Annotated in this window: 14 protein-coding genes; 7 read left to right on the top strand and 7 right to left on the bottom strand. The window is 38.3% G+C overall.

The annotated features are described in order from the left end of the window. Positions 1 to 15: 15 nt before the first annotated feature. Complete coding sequence (locus G525_RS0107735) at positions 16 to 264, bottom strand: hypothetical protein (protein ID WP_027125652.1); 249 nt, start codon at positions 262 to 264, stop codon at positions 16 to 18. 443 nt (positions 265 to 707) lie between these two features. Between G525_RS0107735 and G525_RS0107730 the strand changes: the two genes are divergently transcribed. The 7 genes from G525_RS0107730 to tsf all read left to right on the top strand — a co-directional run bounded on the left by G525_RS0107730 (position 708) and on the right by tsf (position 8,347). Next, positions 708 to 1,916, top strand: coding sequence for a Bcr/CflA family multidrug efflux MFS transporter (locus tag G525_RS0107730; protein ID WP_027125651.1), 1,209 nt, complete (start codon positions 708 to 710; stop codon positions 1,914 to 1,916). 1,017 nt (positions 1,917 to 2,933) lie between these two features. Next, positions 2,934 to 3,683, top strand: coding sequence for a ferritin-like domain-containing protein (locus G525_RS0107725; RefSeq protein ID WP_027125650.1), 750 nt, complete (start codon positions 2,934 to 2,936; stop codon positions 3,681 to 3,683). Positions 3,684 to 3,712: 29 nt separating this feature from the next. Then, positions 3,713 to 4,540, top strand: a complete 828-nt coding sequence (locus G525_RS0107720; protein ID WP_027125649.1) for a ferritin-like domain-containing protein — start codon at positions 3,713 to 3,715, stop codon at positions 4,538 to 4,540. 889 nt (positions 4,541 to 5,429) lie between these two features. Then, positions 5,430 to 5,885, top strand: coding sequence for a 50S ribosomal protein L13 (gene rplM, locus G525_RS0107710; protein ID WP_027125648.1), 456 nt, complete (start codon positions 5,430 to 5,432; stop codon positions 5,883 to 5,885). After that, positions 5,886 to 6,272: a 30S ribosomal protein S9 gene (rpsI, locus tag G525_RS0107705; protein WP_027125647.1), complete on the top strand. Its 387-nt coding sequence runs from the start codon at positions 5,886 to 5,888 to the stop codon at positions 6,270 to 6,272. A gap of 228 nt (positions 6,273 to 6,500) precedes the next feature. After that, complete coding sequence (rpsB, locus tag G525_RS0107695; protein WP_027125646.1) at positions 6,501 to 7,289, top strand: 30S ribosomal protein S2; 789 nt, start codon at positions 6,501 to 6,503, stop codon at positions 7,287 to 7,289. A gap of 92 nt (positions 7,290 to 7,381) precedes the next feature. Continuing rightward, positions 7,382 to 8,347, top strand: a complete 966-nt coding sequence (gene tsf, locus G525_RS0107690; RefSeq protein WP_027125645.1) for a translation elongation factor Ts — start codon at positions 7,382 to 7,384, stop codon at positions 8,345 to 8,347. A 647-nt stretch (positions 8,348 to 8,994) separates the two neighbouring features. On the opposite strand, the gene G525_RS0107685 is transcribed toward tsf, so the two are convergent. The 6 genes from G525_RS0107685 to hppD form a co-directional block, all read right to left on the bottom strand. Continuing rightward, on the bottom strand, positions 8,995 to 11,640 hold the full coding sequence (locus G525_RS0107685; RefSeq protein ID WP_027125644.1) for a TonB-dependent receptor: 2,646 nt from the start codon (positions 11,638 to 11,640) through the stop codon (positions 8,995 to 8,997). Positions 11,641 to 11,804: 164 nt separating this feature from the next. Beyond that, a complete protein-coding gene (gene pgi / locus G525_RS0107680; RefSeq protein WP_027125643.1) occupies positions 11,805 to 13,451 on the bottom strand; it encodes a glucose-6-phosphate isomerase in 1,647 nt (548 codons plus the stop codon). 3 nt (positions 13,452 to 13,454) lie between these two features. After that, positions 13,455 to 14,738: a peptidoglycan DD-metalloendopeptidase family protein gene (locus G525_RS0107675; RefSeq protein WP_027125642.1), complete on the bottom strand. Its 1,284-nt coding sequence runs from the start codon at positions 14,736 to 14,738 to the stop codon at positions 13,455 to 13,457. Positions 14,739 to 14,752: 14 nt separating this feature from the next. Beyond that, positions 14,753 to 15,694 (bottom strand): tryptophan 2,3-dioxygenase family protein, encoded by a 942-nt coding sequence (locus tag G525_RS0107670; RefSeq protein ID WP_027125641.1) that lies wholly within the window; start codon positions 15,692 to 15,694, stop codon positions 14,753 to 14,755. A gap of 5 nt (positions 15,695 to 15,699) precedes the next feature. After that, the gene (locus G525_RS0107665; protein WP_027125640.1) at positions 15,700 to 16,476 is read right to left on the bottom strand and encodes a DUF3108 domain-containing protein; all 777 of its coding nucleotides are present in this window, start codon (positions 16,474 to 16,476) and stop codon (positions 15,700 to 15,702) included. A 498-nt stretch (positions 16,477 to 16,974) separates the two neighbouring features. Further along, positions 16,975 to 18,135 carry a 4-hydroxyphenylpyruvate dioxygenase gene (gene hppD / locus G525_RS0107660; RefSeq protein ID WP_027125639.1) on the bottom strand — a complete coding sequence of 387 codons (1,161 nt, stop codon included), beginning with the start codon at positions 18,133 to 18,135 and terminating at the stop codon, positions 16,975 to 16,977. Positions 18,136 to 18,263 lie beyond the last annotated feature (128 nt).

Here is an 18,263-nt window from a genome sequence, read left to right as displayed (position 1 = left end):
GTTTCAATCATCAATTCAGTTCGTTATATTTAAATTTTCTAAATAATAATCCAATGCCTCTTCCGTCCCAAACTCAAAATCACTTTCCACCTTATCCTGAAAGAACAGGATCAAATCCAAATGGTTCTTAAAAACTCTAAAATAGTTCCCTTCATAATTATAAACAAAGAACACTTGACTTAATTTTTGATTCGATACGAGAACTGTCTCAATGGTTCTTGACGGTCTCAAATATTCTTTATGAATGGCTTTAAATGTATTCATAAGGCGTAAAATTTTATAGAAAGATACTATAAAAACCAGTTCACTTGTTTGTAATGATGCAAAATCCGCGTTAGGGATTATAGTGAAAATCCTTTTTTTGAGGCACGAGAAAAAAGATTGCAACGAAAAGCCCGACCCAAAGGGAAACGCACAAAAACTCCTAAAAACATTGCAAAACTAACTTCTGCGTTAGGAATTATGAGTTGAATTTTACTTTTACAAATTAGAATCGTAATACCGCATCACTAAGTTGCACTGAAAGCGCTCGCATTCTGACCTTTGTTATTCTCTTTTAGATACTGTGTAGTACCCGTTTCAAAATTAGGTATCATCTATGTTCTGAACTGCGTTTCCGTAGAACATATGGATTAAGCTAAATCATCTATTAATACAGGCCTATAACAACTCCGTCTTTCGTAATTTTGCAAACTGTTATTACCAAAATGCAAAAGAAAAAACGAAATCTGATCATTCTCATTTTAGGACTGCTCTCTGCCCTTGGACCATTTTCGATTGACCTCTACTTACCAGGATTCCCCGAAATAGCGCGCGATCTAAACTCCACTACGGGACGCGTGGCACTTTCTTTATCCAGTTATTTTGTTGGGGTAAGCCTTGGACAGATGATCTATGGACCCTTGCTGGATAGGTTTGGGAGACGAACCCCGCTCTTGGTTGGGTTGTTTATCTATTTTCTTGCATCAGTTTATATTGTTTATGTGACTACAGTAGACTCGCTGATTCTCGCCCGATTTATACAAGCCTTGGGGGGATGCGCCGGGATGGTGGCTGCCCGAGCTTTGGTCCGCGACCTCTTTCCGGTATCTGAAACCGCAAAAATATTCAGTCTGCTAATGTTGGTGATTGCTGTTTCGCCAATTATTGCCCCTACTTTGGGTGGTTTCGCTACAGCCCGTTGGGGCTGGCCTTCCATTTTTATAATTTTGGCGGTGCTCGTGGCACTTAATATTCTTCTCGTTTATTTCTGGCTTCCTTTAGGAGCACCGCCAGATACAACGATGTCTTTAAAACCAAAACCGATCATTACCAAGTTTTGGAACGTATTTAAAACCCCTCAATTTTACACCTACACGCTTACGGGATCTTTTGCCGCCAGTGGTCTATATGCCTATATCGCGGGTTCGCCTCACGTATTTATGGAACTTTACGGAGTTTCCGAAAAACAATACGGATGGATTTTTGGGATTATTGCCATGGGTTTGGTAACCGCCAGCCAGGTCAATACGTATATGCTAAAAAAATACACAAGTCAACAAATTGTAAAAGTCACCCTGTTATGCCAAGTCGTGGCGGGGGCACTGTTATTTTTAGGCACTGTATTTCAGCTTGTTGAAATGTATTCCATGATCGTTTTGGTGTTTCTCTTTTTGAGTACCCAAGGTTTTGCCTTCCCAAACACTTCAGCCCTGTCGCTGGCGCCCTTTGAAAAGAGTGCAGGCACGGCTTCGGCGCTTATGGGCGCGCTACAGTTAGGAATAGGTGCTATTATTACGGCGTTGGTCTCTACGCTTAGTAACGAAACACCGTTGCCCATGACAGGAATTATGTTTTTATGCGCTAGTGTTTCTGTAATCATACTCTATTGGGGCACCCGAAAGATTAAGACCCTAGAGCGGGGGAGCACTACCTAATCGAACTTTTGGCTTGATAAATTACAAAGGAGGGGCTTGAAGACTTTTTTTAGGAAGTGTTTTGTGTGAAGAAGTTAATTGTAGCTATTCAAGGTTTATCAAGTCTATATTTTAATTTTAAAAAAAAGTGCGCAGAACGGTTTCTGATTAATTCGAATGGTGGTAAATCCTATAAGTATTAGTCTGACAACATCACTTTTTGACAAGATTACCATGTTAATAAGTCAGATAAAAAAACAACTTTTATGTGGAGATTACCCCATGCCACGCTTCCTGAAATTCATCTCAATCACATCTAATGTAACCTGATCATTTATAAATCATTAGGTACTGAAGAGAAATCTCCTAATCACTAATATGATAACTAAATTTTAGAAGGAAATCTCAAAGATTATAATGGCGCAAAACCCATGAATATAAATTGGGCGCTTCAAGAGCCAATGCCTCATTATTTATGGAAAGATGCTGCTAAGCTTTCTATTTGATAGTTCTTGATGTGAAATTCTGAAGAGAGCATATGTTATAACATTATTTTAACCTTCTTAAAAAATCGTTGGCTTCCAAGGGGTTCATCAAAAGATAGTTCTACTATGGGTCTCCTCCAAATTTTCAAAAAAAAAAGCAAATTCGCGTTAATCATTGCAAAGAAAATCCATTTTGTGCGTCACAAACAAAAAGTGGCGATCTGAAAGTTGCCTTTGGTTACACTCACGATCCCCAACTATTAATAATTGCATAAAAAAAGGCTACAATCATCGTGTTTTTTATTTTAACTTTTAAGGTCATCCGTATGGATTAGCTCTAAACTACCAAGTGGATATGAGCCAACAATAAAAGTATACCGAATAACGATAGCCATTTTCGCAGCTTAAATTGAGCTATTGATTTTCAACTACTTATCTCGGGACGACAGTTTTAAATAAAATTTACTTTTTTTAAAACCCTCTTCACTTTTTTTACGTAAGTACTTCCAAACACATCCAAAGGATAATTTTATTTAACTTAAATTTTATACAGATGAAAAACGAACTTTTAAAAACCCAAGAGGTAAATGAAGGTGTTAACAAACGTCGCCAATTTTTAAAACTAAGCGGCATGGTAGTTATCGGCTCTGGATTAATGATGGCCTGCAGTAGTGATGATGATGGCATGGAGCCACAACCAGAAATCTTCGATCTTGGATCAGGAAATCTAGGAATTTTAAATTATGCTTACGCTTTAGAACAATTGGAAGCAGCGTTCTATACTAAGGTATTGGACGGCGCTTATTGGGCTGGAGCAGCAGCTAAGGAAAAGAAAATTTTGGAAGACGTTTATAATCATGAGGTCATCCATAGAGAGTTTTTTAAAACGGCCATCACCTCGGTGGCACCTAATGCTATTGTTCCTCCACTAGAGTTTAACTTTTCAAGCGTGGACTTTAGTAGTAGGGACTCTGTTCTTGGCACTTCCAAAATTCTCGAAGATACCGGTGTAAAAGCCTATAATGGAGCTGGAAAATTGATTGATGTCAGTGATGCCGCAGGGAAGGTCTATTTGACTTTAGCCGGTAAAATTGTGTCGGTTGAAGCACGCCACGCCTCGGCAATCAGAGATTTGATAAATCCAGGATCAATGGATTTTGCTGGAGATGATATTTTAATAGGATTAAACGGTACAGCCAAAGCTTTTGATAAGGCGGCGGAACCCGCAGATGTTTTAGCGGAAGTGGGCGCCACAGGATTTGTGGTCACACCATTTGCGGCAAACAACTTACCGACAGCTTAATCTATTTTTTAATTTAAAAACACAAAATCATGAATTTCATAAAAATTTTAGACGCGCTCTCAAATAAAGACCTCTTAAGCAAAGCAGGTACTCGAAGAGACTCTTTTAATCAATTTAAAAAACTAGGTTCCACTGTGGCCTTAGCTTCAATCCCTTTTGGATTGGCTGCCACAAGTTCAAAATCGAAAGCGGCCACCAAAGCGATGGCCGGACCAATGGGCACGAACAGCAATACCGATGTCCTGAATTTTGCCTTGACCCTTGAATACCTCGAACGGAGTTATTACCAACAAGGACTTGACGCTGCAGGATTAATTCCGTCCGCGGACCAGACGGTATTTGCGACCATCTCCAAACATGAAGATGCACACGTCGAATTCCTATTGGCCGCATTGGGAGATGCCGCTATAGAAGAACCTGTCTTTGATTTTACGGGTGCTCCAGGAGGACTGAACTTAAATCCGTTTGGTGATTATCCTACCTTCCTGGCTTTGGCACAAGGTTTTGAAGATACAGGTGTAAGAGCTTATAAAGGTCAGGCAGGCGCTTTGGCTAATGACAATGACTTATTGCAATACGCTTTACAAATCCACTCCGTTGAAGCACGACATGCCTCAAAAGTGAGACGTATGCGCGATGAAAAAGGATGGATTACCCAATCTCAAAACACCTTGCCGGAAGCCTTTGCAGGTATTTATGGCGGTGCTACTCCAGAATCCAATAAAATGCAAGGTGGTGTTGATTTATCAGGCATGTTTGGTGCCTTTGGTGGCGATGACGGGCTTACAGAAGCGTTTGACGAGCCATTAACTATGGACGAAGTCCTTGCCATTGGCGGCGTTTTTATCGTTAGCTAATTGATTTTATACGCTACAGACCGCCTATAGGGCAGTTTTTTTATGGAAAAAAATCCTATTTTATCAAAAGTCTTTCTGAATTGCCCATGCTTGAGCACCACAAATTCATAGGTTAGGAATGAACTGGCTTGAGGCAAACAGACGAGGCATCAAATCCCAACAATTAAGGAAAATCGACGCCAGCATCAGAGAAGGATACCCGTAATTATGAATTAGCATTTCTTAATACCGCTTTGTTAAGTTAAAGCCGAATTCCATTTTGTGTGCGTGCTGAATGATGCTTTGGAAAGTATTTCAGCGAGACAAAAAACAGATTGCTGCGGAAAATTGCATCTTCAAAATCCTGCCTAAAACAAATTTCAAGTTCATCAGATTTTCAAATCTTTCCCAAAGAGAATGCCCAAAAATAAATCTAAAAAATCTTTAAAATAAGCCGACACTGCGTTAGGGATAACAGTGAAAAGCCCACAGCTTTCCCGATGTAAATCGGGAAAGCGCGGACTTGCAACGATTAGCCCGACCCGCAGGGGAACGCCCATCTAAAATAAGACCTCGTTTACTACGCTCGTAAATTGAGTTCAACCCCCTCCAAAAATGTTAATAACCTCAAATTTTACCAAAAAACGAAGCCAATGCATCTTATGACATCCTCTAAAAATATCAAAAGTCTAAAAATTTGATTTTGAGCGACTACAACCCTCCACGATCTTAAAAAAGCAGGTCAGACAAATCAAAATTCGAGAGATTCTTGGGTTCCTTAATTTTATCAACAAATTTCGTATCATACTATTTGGTAATCACATAGATTATCGTAAATTTGCAAACTCTTTTTAAGAGAGGAATGTTTAACCTGTCGCGCTAACAATGCGATATATAAAAATTAATTAGTGTGAATACATTAAGCTACAAAACGATTTCAGCTAACAAGGCTACTGTGGACAAGCAGTGGGTTTTGGTTGACGCTGAAGGGCAAACACTAGGTCGTTTAGCTTCTAAAGTTGCAAAACTTTTAAGAGGCAAACATAAGCCTAACTTCACACCACACGTTGATTGCGGAGATAACGTTATTGTTATCAACTCTGAAAAAATCAACTTAACAGGAAACAAGTGGAATGACAAAACGTACATTCGTCACACAGGGTATCCAGGTGGTCAAAGGACTTTAACTGCTACAGAACTATTTGGAAAGGATCCAGCTAGAGTAGTAGAAAAATCAGTAAAAGGGATGCTCCCTAAAAACAAATTAGGTGCAGATTTATTCCGCAACCTAAATGTTGTTGTTGGTGACAAGCACACGCATGCTGCTCAAAAACCAAAAACAATTAACTTAAACGAATTCAATTAAATGGAAGTAATTCACAAAATTGGCCGTAGAAAGACGGCTGTTGCTCGTGCGTATGTTGCCCAAGGTTCTGGGAACATCACAATTAATAAAAAAGACATGGCGGTCTACTTTCCTACTGCAACCTTGCAGTACAAAGTAAACCAACCTTTGGTCATGACTAACAATGATGGCAACTTTGATATTACAGTAAATGTATATGGAGGTGGTATTACTGGTCAAGCAGAAGCAATCCGTTTGGCATTATCTCGCGCAATGTGTGAGCTTGATGCAGAAAACAGAGGCATTTTGAAACCAGAAGGATTGTTGACAAGAGACCCAAGAATGGTTGAACGTAAGAAATTCGGTCAGAAGAAAGCTCGTAAGAAATTTCAATTCTCTAAGCGTTAACATCCCCAACTTGATTGGGGATCTCATGAAGATCAGCCCAATCAATTGGTGTTTTGAAACCTTTAAAAATTCGTTGGTTCATACCCAACATCAAAATTTAACCCAGTTAATGTTGTCTATCACGTTACGACGTGAGGGTTTAGTTTAGCATCTAAATGGTAAAGGCGCTCCGCCACGGTGGAAACCACTTTAACATTGCTAATTCAACAGAACGTAAACTATTACAAAATGGAAAAAGTAGAAGTAAAAGAATTACTTGAAGCAGGTGTACACTTTGGTCACTTGACAAGAAAATGGGATCCAAACATGGCTCCTTACATTTATATGGAGCGTAATGGCATCCATATCATCAATCTTTACAAAACAGCTGCTAAAATTGAAGAGACTTCGGAAGCTCTTCATAAAATTGCAGCTTCAGGAAAGAAAATCTTATTTGTAGCTACAAAAAAACAAGCTAAAGACATCGTTGCTGAAAAAGCAGGTGCTGTAACTATGCCTTACATCACTGAAAGATGGCCAGGTGGAATGTTGACCAACTTTGTGACTATCAGAAAAGCCGTTAAAAAAATGGCGTCTATTGATAGAATGAAAAAAGATGGCACCTTCTTAACATTATCTAAAAAAGAACGTTTACAAGTTGACCGTTTGAGAGCTAAGTTGGAGAAAAACTTAGGTTCTATTTCAGAAATGACCCGTTTGCCAGGTGCTTTATTTGTAGTGGATATTAAACGTGAAAGCATTGCTATCAAAGAGGCCCAGAAATTAAACATTCCAATCTTTGCAATGGTGGACACCAATTCTGATCCACGCCAAGTAGATTACGTTATTCCTGCAAACGATGATGCTTCAAAATCTATTGACAAAGTTTTATCTATCGTAACTTCGGCTATCGCTGATGGTTTGTCTGAACGTAAATCAGACAAAACTGAAAAGGATGGTGAGCAAAAAGAAGCTAAAACTAAGAAGACTGAAAAGAAAGCAGCTACCAAAAAAGTGGCCGCTGACGAAGAAGAATAAAATAACAATTATATAACATCTTAAAGTCGTTTGGTTCTTTTCTTGTCTGAAAATTAATTGAACGACTTTTTTAATAAAATATACTAGAAATTATGACAAAAATAACAGCTGCAGAAGTTAACAAACTAAGACAAAGTACAGGCGCAGGAATGATGGATTGCAAAAAAGCTTTAGTTGAAGCTGAAGGCGATTTTGACAAAGCAATTAGTGTATTGCGTAAAAAAGGTCAAAAAGTAGCAGACCAAAGAGCAGACAGAGAATCAAGTGAAGGTGCTGCTGTTGCAAAAATAAATGCTGACTGCACTGTTGGGATTGCTATTGTTGTAGGATGTGAAACAGATTTCGTTGGTAAAAACGATTCGTTTATAGCCTTAGCCAATGAGATTGCTGATATCGCTCTCAAATGTTCTACTAAAGAAGAAGTATTGGCTTCAGATTTTGGCGGCATGACCGTTGCTGATAAATTGATTGAGCAAACTGGTGTGATTGGTGAGAAAATTGATTTAAATGCTTTTGAAAGATTGGAAGCACCTTATGTGGGGTCTTACGTCCATATTAACAAAATTGCCGCTCTAGTTGGTTTTTCTGCCAAAGTTGAGAAAGCCGAAGAGTTAGCGAAAGATGTGGCCATGCAAGTGGCTTCAATGGGTGCAACAACATTATCTTACAAAGATTTTGATCCTGCTTTTATTGCTTCAGAAACTGACGCAAGAATCGCAGTTATTGAAAAAGATAACGAAGAGCGCGTTCGTATGGATAAAACTCCTAAAAACGTACCAAGCTACATCTCTATGGCACAATTGACGCCAGAAGTATTGGCAAAAGCTGAAGAAGATGCTAAAGCAGAATTGAAAGCTGAAGGAAAGCCAGAACAAATTTGGGACAGAATCCTTCCGGGTAAAATGGAGCGTTTCATTTCTGACAACACCACATTGGATCAAGAAAAATGTTTATTGGACCAAACGTTTATCAAAGATGATAAAATGAATGTTGAGAAGTATGTAGCGTCTTACGGCGATGTTAAAGTTACCGACTTTAAACGTGTGTCTTTAGGATAATCATCCAGTGTTTCTGCAAATGCAGGAACCATTATTAAAGTTAGAAGCCCCTAATTTCTTTTTAAAAGATCTAGGGGCTTTTTTTATATGACTGACCGGATCGGGTTTTGATAGGAATGCATCTATCCGAAATGAACGCCAAGTTATAGAACATCAAAAACACCTGAAGCCACAGCGCTGCAACTACGAGCTAAAGCTTTTGTATATAAAACTCCATACGGTGCAAGCTTATCAGCGATATCTTTTTATTCGTACTGCGATACACTGACTTTTATACAATATTATTGAACGGGACAAAAGAATGGCCACTCCAACTTATCAAAGCGCTATCATCACTTCCTAAGCATCAAAGTAAACTTGTTTAATAAGCTCAGACACCATACGTAAAGATCATATGTATGTCTTTTTAGAGCCTATCTCGCCATAACATGCCAACTACATGACCTTTACTAAATGCTGCTTAAAAAGCATTTAAATCATATTTGGCCACGCATCCTGAAGCAGGATTAAGATAGGCGTCATTTGAAAAAATACATTCGGATCTAAAACATTTCAATACCTAATCAAAAAAAACGTCCATCAAATTGATGGACGTTTTCATATACTTTCAGAACAGTGATTGTTGCTCTATATATCTAAAATAATGCTTAGAAGTTGTAACGTAAACTAAAGTTCCAAGTTCTTCCGAAACCGAAATACCCTTGGTTTCTCACGTTGATACCTTTATAAGTTTCATCACCAGGTTCAGCTACATATGCATTTCTCAACTCTGAAAGATAAACTTCGCTGAAAACGTTATTCACGTTCAATCTCATGTTTAATGAGCTCGTTTTTTCTTTACCGATTAACATTTTGTAAGAGATTCCCATATCAACCAAATCATATGTAGGCAACTCAATATTATCTTTATCTGGGCTGATGTTCGCATATAAATTATCATAGCTTCTCCAGTCTGCGTCAATTGAAAAACGCTCAAGGATCTCATAATCGATACCTAAACCAACAGTAAATTGTGCAGCATCACCAACTTTACCACCATCAACATCCTTAGATTCTCTAGCCAATACATTACGGTTTTCGTCTCTTGTGGTAGTCACAACATCATCTACATAACCCCAATCACCAATAGATGTAAATCCTTTAAGTTTTAAACGGTCACCAAGTTTTGCAACAAGATCCAACTCCACACCTTGGTGCAATTGCTCTACGCCTTCATTGGTTTCATAGATTAAATCGCCTGCAGGAATAATTTTTCCACCAAAATCTGTATCTTTTGCTAACTGTCTTGATGAGGTCGTAACTCTATCTTTCCAAGATGTTCTGTACAAGTTTAAATTCGCAGTAACATACTGACTCTTAAAAGCATAACCCGCTTCAAATCCTAAAATTTTCTCATTAGAGGTCAAAGGGTTAATTTCGTTGGTATAGTTTAAGTAGATATTGTCATGGTATGGTTGACGTGAGTAATAACCGGCATTGACATACACCGAATTGTCATCATTGATCAAAAAGCTACCACCCGCTTTTAAGTTATAACCTACGTTATTAACTTTTTCAGCATTTTGGAATTCAGGTTTGTAATCGTAGTAATCTTCTCTCTCATGAGATTGCGTAGATAATGCTCCTTGGAAGAATCCAGAAAGATTATCATTAGCATATTCAAATTGAGCAAATACACCACCGTAAGAGATCGTTTCACCGTAATCATAATCCAATCGTTGATCTGAAGGGGTAGTGTTAAACGTAGCGTACCATGGCTCAATAGAATAGCTTTGGTCTACGGTATTGAACACGCGATCATTTTTATCTGGTTGGTGATTAGCACCTCTTAAATCACGGCTTTCAGTCCAGCTGCTTAAGCCTACAAAATCCACTACTTGTCTATAATGCTTCCCTTGATAAGTTCTTAAATCCAAACCTGTATTTAAGCTGATGTTCTCAGACAATTTCGTTTGGAAGTTCGTCACTAAACCATACCAGTCATGGTTGTTCATTGACCCACGGATCAAATAACCATTGTTACCAAAAGTACCATCACCTAAAGTTCTGTTATTTGCAGCAATAGCATCAAAATCAATTAAGCCTTGATCATTTCTGATACGTGCGGCACTTCTTCCATAGTTACCTGTTCCACCCCCACGGCCCCAAGAAGCGTAGATTACAGTAGATAAACTTGAATTCTCAGAGATATTCCAATCCCAGTTTAAGTTAGACACTGGTTTATGGTAAAAATTTGTTCTTTCAGTCATATATTGACCTTTGTAAGTCCCAATATTATTGTTGAAATTTCTACCGTATTGAAGATAGTCAGAAATTGGTTTTGTAAAGTTTTGATCATGCGTTTGTGGTGCGCCAGTGATCAAGAAGTTGAAATTATGAGATTCATTAGCTTTAAATCCAACAGATACAAAATAGTTTTGGCCTTCACCATAACTTCCTTTGTTATACCCATCACCTTGCCAGTGTGTCAACATAGCGCTTACCCCCCAACCTGATTCAGTAACACCACTGTTATAACCAATTGTAGATTTGAAATAATTATCATTAGCTACACCTGTAGAAATAAATCCACCTTGTCTTTTATCAGTCGCTTTAGTTACAAAGTTGACCGTTCCACCAACTGATGAAATAGCCAATTTAGAAGATCCTAAACCACGCTGAATTTGAATGGCATTTGCAATATCAGCCATTCCAGACCAGTTTGACCAGTACATTCTACCATCTTCCATCCCGTTGATTGGTTGACCATTCAATAAGAATGCCGTGTTATCTTGCTCAAAACCACGAACTGCGATTCTTGAATCACCAAATCCACCGGCCTGACCAGCAACATACACTGAAGGCGTGTTAACTAAGGTTGCAACAACATCACTCGTTCCAACTTTTGCCTGAATCTCAGAAGCTCTAATTGTGGACACCGCAATTGGAGTTTGTCTATCTTCAGCTAAGTCAATAAGTCCTGATCCAATGATAACCACTTCATCAAGAGAATTGTCTGTAAGCAACTTAATCGTGCCTAAATCTTGCGACCCTGTAAATGTAATGGTCTTAGAACCAAAACCTACATAAGTAATTACCAAACTACCAGAATTTGCTTGAGTAGTGAGCGTAAACTCTCCATCAAAGTTAGTTGTGGTTCCATTCGTTGTACCTTTTTCAACAACGTTAGCTCCAGGAAGTGCCGCGTTCATTTCGGCATCAAGAATCTTTCCGGTTACAGTGCTTTGCGAAAAAGCTGCCGTCGCAAATAACATCGCGACAGACATCATTAAGAATTGAGTAAATTTTTTCATTTTTAATGTTTAAAATTAGATTTTAAATTTTGCGCAAAATTAAACCATTATTATGATTTAATATTACTAAAACGTTAAGAAAATTTAACAAAACGAAATTAGGAGTTTTGCACGATATGATGCGTGCATAATAAAATAAGTTTTACAAAAGTTTTAAACAAACTTTAACTAAATTGCTTGTAATACTCTAATAAATTGCGTGTAGAACTGTCATGATTCGTAATAATCGCAGATGTTGAGATTTCTTTGAGAATTTTAGCGGCCAACTGTTTCCCTAATTCAACTCCAAATTGATCGTAACTAAAAACATTCCAAATCACTCCTTGAACGAAGATTTTGTGCTCATAAAGCGCGATCAGTTTGCCTAAACTTTCAGGTGTTAACTGGTCAATTAAAAGCGTATTGGTGGGCTTATTACCTTCAAAAACTTTGAAATTGGCAAGTTGCACAATAAGGTCTTCAGAAGTGTCTTGACTTTTAAATTCGGTGATAACCTCTTCTTTTGATTTTCCATTAAGAAGTGCCTCGGTTTGAGCGATAAAGTTAGACATCAATTTATCTTGATGGTCTTTATTGCCATGAAGTGATTTTGCAAACCCGATAAAGTCAGCAGGAATTAGTTTTGTACCTTGATGGATCAATTGAAAAAAAGCATGTTGTGAATTAGTGCCAGGCTCTCCCCAAACGATATTACCCGTCTGATAGGTCACTTTATGACCGTTTCTATCAACGCTCTTCCCATTACTCTCCATATTGGCCTGCTGCAAATAGGTAGCAAATTGGTTTAAATATTGTGAATAGCCAATAACCGCTTCACTTTCTGATTCGAAAAAGTTGGTGTACCATATTCCGATTAAGGCCAAAACTACAGGAATATTCTTATCAAAAATTTCTGATTTGAAATGGGTATCCATATCATGGGCACCAGCCAATAGCTTGTCAAAATTATCATAGCCTATCGCTAAACTGATTGAAATCCCAACGGCACTCCACAGTGAAAATCGTCCGCCTACCCAATTCCACATGGGGAAGATGTTGTTTTCATCTATTCCAAAAGCTTTTACATTTTCAATGTTGGTAGACACCGCCACAAAATGTTTGGCAATTGCTTCCTTTGCTGCCGATTTTAGGAACCACTCTTTTATAGTGTTCGCGTTGGACAAGGTTTCTTGTGTTGTAAATGTTTTGGAAACGATGACAAACAGTGTCGTTTCAGGATTGAGTTTCTTTAACACTTCATTCACATGGTCACCATCTACATTGCTCACAAAATGTGTGGTCAACCGGTTCTTGTAATATTGGAGCGCATCCACCACCATGGCTGGACCCAAATCAGAACCACCAATTCCAATATTTACAATGTCTGTAAATGCTTTATTGGTGAATCCTTTTCTTTTACCTTCAACCACCTGTGAAGTAAAGTCTTTGATTTTGGTCTTTACCTCATGGATCTCTGACATGATATCTTCTCCTTCCACCACAATCTTGGCCGATTCAGGATTTCTTAATGCGGTGTGCAAGACTTCTCGACCTTCCGTTTCATTGATAATCGCCCCTTGAAATTGCTTCTCAATAGCAGATTTCAACTGTGTTTCTTTGGCAAGTTTCAGTAACAGCTCCATGGTTTTGGCATTTATTCTGTTTTTAGAATAATCCACATAAAAATCTTCCCATTTAATGGTCATATCCTTTGCCCGATTTTCATTTTCAGAAAACCATTGGGTCATGTGAACATCTTTAATACTTGTATAATGCTCTTGGAGATTTGACCAAGCTTGAGTATGAGTTGGGTTGATTTTTGGTAGTGTCATGAGTTATTTTTTAGTGATGGAATAGCCTTGCTCGATAGTAGTTTCATTTTGAAATTCATAAGGAATACTATCCAAACGCGCTCTTAACGGAACGATAAAATCCTTGTATTTTACAACAAGATGATTTGGGATAGATTCGGCCGTTGGCAATTTTTCCTTAAAAGGATCGACCTGTTGTCCATTTTTCCAAAAACGGTAACACACATGCGGACCTCCAGTATTTCCTGTCATGCCCACATAACCTATCACATCCCCTTGTTTTACGTATTGACCTTTCTTAACAGCCTGATTGCGCATATGTAAATATTGGGTACTATAAGTATCACTATGCTTAATTTTTACATATTTTCCGTTACCGCCCCTTTGTGTAGATTCTGTAACCGTTCCGTTGGCTGTCGCTAAAATGGGCGTTCCAATTGGTGCGGCAAAATCGGTGCCCTTGTGAGGCCGCAGTGCATATCCATAATAGGCTATTCGTCTATTGAGGTTGTAGCGCGATGAAATACGGCTAAATTGAACGGGTGCTTTTAAGAAGGCGCGCTTTAAACTTTTGGCTTTTTCATCGAAAAAATCGGCACTTTTTGTGACGGAATCTGTTTCAAATTTAAAAGCATAAAAATCCTCGCCCTTATGTTGGAAATAGGCAGCGTCTATCCCTTCCAATCCCGCATAAATTGAATCTTCAATAAAGCGCTGTCTATAAATAATCTTGAATTTGTCGCCTTTTTGAAGTTTCCAAAAGTTGATGGTCCAAGCGTAGATGTCGGACATTTCCCCAATTAACGATTGCGGCAGCCCCTGAGCGTCCATCGTCACTGATAAGCTATTGTTTATTTCACCTGACGCCTCTTTAGTAACAATGGTGACTGGTTTTTTCTCTTTATAGGTCACAATGGAATCTGCAAAATGAATCACCACGTAATCTATATTGTTCTCTTGATAAATAAAGCATTGCGGCGTTTGCAAACTATCCTTAGACAATAGCAAGGTATAAGGCTTTCCTATTTGAAGTTTTCGGATGTCATAGGAATCTTTGGCACTTTCTGCAATCTGATAGATTTTAGGATAACCCATGTTATTACGCTGCAAAATTGTACCAAAACTATCTCCTGACCTTATGGTGTCCCGTTTGACAACATAATCATTCAGATTAAACCCAAATTCTCTTAGCTCAATGGGTGCTATGTAAGTTTCAAAAGCCTCTGGCTCAATTTTTTCAACATCGTCTTTACACGACCACATCACCAATCCTAATAAAACGGCTACTACTATACTTTTTTGATACATTAACTCCTTCAATTTTATATGTCCTCTCCCCAGTTATTCAATTCTTCCTCAGTCCAAAGTTCAGGAAAAAATATTCGTCTTTGATATTTTGGATGCATGTATTTCTTCCAATCACTCCCGCCCGTACCTTCAGTTTCTACAGCACCTCCAGAGCCACTTTCTATATAGTGTTTGGCGGCGTTATAATGGGCTTTGACCCAACTGATGTTTACCGTATAATCATAATGTCGCATGGCTTTTACCAAATCTTCATCGGCTTGATCAGCTTTTGGCAACTCTTTAAATCTCGTCCATAGATTTTTAGTATTATGGGCCTCCATAAACCTTAAAAACTCCTCTTTGTAACGCTTTTCAAAATTGATCAACAAAATCGACTTTTTACCGGTATGGTAATCCTTTCCTGCAGCTTGCCAATACAAATGCTCAAAGGCATGTGTATAGGGTGTGTCGCGATCAATGTCCTTACGGAAACGGTAATCAATAAGATTAATCAATTCAGTAGAAGCAAATTCAATCAAGCGATATTGCGCACTTTGAAAACCGCTTGCCGGCGTTAAGGTGTTTCTGAATTTCATGTATTGCTCAACATCCATGCCTTCTCTCATGATGTTGAACGACGTGCTCAACATATCAAAATACCTACTGATCCGCATCAACTTTGATTCAAAAAATTCAGCCGTCAGGGCATTGTTTTCAGCAACTTGCTCAATCTCCCAAAGAATCATTTTAAATATGAGTTCATTGATTTGATGATACCCAATAAACACCATTTCATCAGGAAGTGTTGTACGTTGCACTTGGAGGTTTAACAGGGCATCGGTTTGTATATAGTCCCAATAAGTAATAGGCTTACTATAAAGTAAGCCTGTTAAATACGTTTGGGTATCTTGATCTATTGCAGTATATTTTTGCTGCAGTTCATTGAGGATAGGATCCAAATTTTCCAGATGGGACATGCGTTCTAAAATTGTACTTTAAATGAATGTTTTAAGCCTTTAAAAGCTTCTAAATCTGCTCTCAGGGAGCCTACAGCCAAATCGGCTTGAATTCTTAACGGAATTTTATTATCATCAGCACTTACCCATAAGGTCAAGCTTTCTTTTTCCTTAAAAACACGTCCGGCCATAACATAAGGTCTGAATTTAAGTGTTTTTATAACCCCAAAAGGCGTATCAAGATCTTCCCTTCCCAAAAATTTGAGCTTGAAATTATAATTTTCTTCATCGAAAAACATATTTAAACTCACCACTTCACCTTCTTGAATACTGCTGGTTTTGTAATTGTTTCTCAAATAATAAAACGCCGAGACCATGTCTTGCACATTCTCTTCAATAGAAAATGAGGCTTTATTTTTTTCCTTTTTATCGTTAACGTGAGCTATTGAAGCTTCATGGTCAAAATCTATTTCAATATCCTTCGTGTGGCCGCCCTCATCAATCTGTCTAATAAATTTATAAGGCATTCCCGTTTGTTTGTCAAAATAAGATTCATAGCGGTCCTTTACTCTAAAGAACCATCTTATCGCTCCGGTGGTCCAACCTTTTCCAACCACATGAAAAACTTCTTTTCCATTCAGTTTGAATTCCTTAACTTCTAAAGTCGCATTTCCGGCCTTCAGAAATCCGCTATAACTCATTTTGAATTTAAACCATTCGCCCTCTTGAAAGGCATGCCTTTCTTGAGCAAAAGAGACCTGCACAGCCGCAACCAAGAAAAGCACAAGTAGGATTTTTTTCATCATATCATATCATTGCAAATGTACGGTATCGCACATACATTTTGTTGTTGTATGGGTAGATTTGCAATTAGTGTTCCAAAAATAGAAAAAAACTTGCAATAGCCTATAAATAGGGGTGCGTATTGGTGTTAAATAAAGTCTAAAGTTTGGGATGTTTTCTTAAAATTCAAAAATTATTCTCTTGACTATTAATTATTTTCAAGAATTTTCACAGCGCTTTCATCAAGAGTCGCTTTGTTTTTATTAACCTACCACAAATCTACTTGCCGAAGGTTTTCGAGGTTGACCTAAGTTGCCACATCCATTTCCGTGCTTCCCGCAAGGAAGGCTCCAATCAATACTATTTTTTTTGCGACAACATAAAAAACGCCACCCAAATTTTGGATAGCGTTTTAAGATATTAATTTAAGCCGTTCGAACTTACAGGACCAACCTTTTAAAGCCAATGGCAGGCCTGTCTTTCGCCTAAAACAGCTCGAAACAGTTAAATCATCTCAATTACAAGGTTCCTCTTAACTCCTGCTCTCTTTCAATAGACTCAAAAAGTGCCTTAAAATTACCGGCACCAAAACCTTTGGCACCCATCCGTTGGATGATTTCAAAAAATAGGGTGGGCCTATCCTCCACAGGTTTTGTGAAAATTTGTAACAGATAACCCTCCTCATCAGCATCTATCATGATGCCCAGGTTTTTCAACTTTTCAATGTCTTCTCTTAACTCATGGCTATACGTCTCCAAACGCCCAGGAACCGCGGCATAATATTCTTCTGGTGGGGTGGACAGAAATTCCACACCTCTCGATTTCAATTGTGAAACGGTGGTGATGATGTCATCCGTAGCGACGGCAATATGTTGAACACCCGGACTTTCATAAAAATCGAGGTATTCTTCAATTTGCGAACGTTTTTTACCTTCAGCAGGCTCGTTAATAGGAAATTTGATTCGCCCGTTGCCATTGCTCATCACTTTACTCATCAAGGCTGAATATTCGGTATGGATCTGTTTGTCATCAAAGGACAAAAAGTTTACAAAACCCATCACGTCTTCATACCATTTCACCCAAGTGTTCATTTCGCCCCAACCTACATTACCGACCATATGGTCTATGAATTTTAAACCTACTGGCTCTGGATTGTAATCCGAGTTCCATTCCTTAAATCCTGGCATGAACTTGCCTTTGTAATTTTTACGTTCCACAAACATGTGAACGGTTTCTCCATAGGTGTAAATTCCAGCTTTAACGACTTCTCCATGCTCATCGGTTTCTACTTTTGGTTCCATATAAGATTTGGCACCGCGTTTAGTGGTTTCTTCGTAGGCGCTTCGGGCATCGTCAACCCAAAGGGCAACTACCTTGACCCCATCACCATGTTTGACAAGATGATCATTGATGGGTGATTTACTGTTTAATGGCGTGGTCAAAACCAAACGGATTTTGTCCTGCTTGAGCACATAGCTCACCGAGTCTCTGGACCCTGTTTCCAATCCTTTGTAGGCATAAGATTGAAAACCAAAGGCTGTTTTATAAAAATGTGCAGCTTGTTTAGCATTGCCTACGTAAAACTCTACGTAATCTGTTCCTAAAAGCGGCAAAAAGTCTTCTGCGCCTTCAAATATTTTTTCTAATCCGTATTCAACGGTTTGTATGTCTTTACTCATGATTTATGTTTTAGACGAATGAAATAGAAGAAATTAGACTTTTAAAGTAGCCTGCCTCCATATCATATGCATTCTTTCAATTTATTATTTATATATTTTAAAAATAGAATTCTGATTCTAAGAAAAAG

The sequence above is a fragment of the Gelidibacter mesophilus DSM 14095 genome, from assembly GCF_000423005.1.
Lineage (GTDB): Bacteria > Bacteroidota > Bacteroidia > Flavobacteriales > Flavobacteriaceae > Gelidibacter > Gelidibacter mesophilus.
The sequence above is the reverse complement of the archived record's forward strand: the minus strand, read 5'-3'. Positions and strand labels throughout refer to the sequence as shown.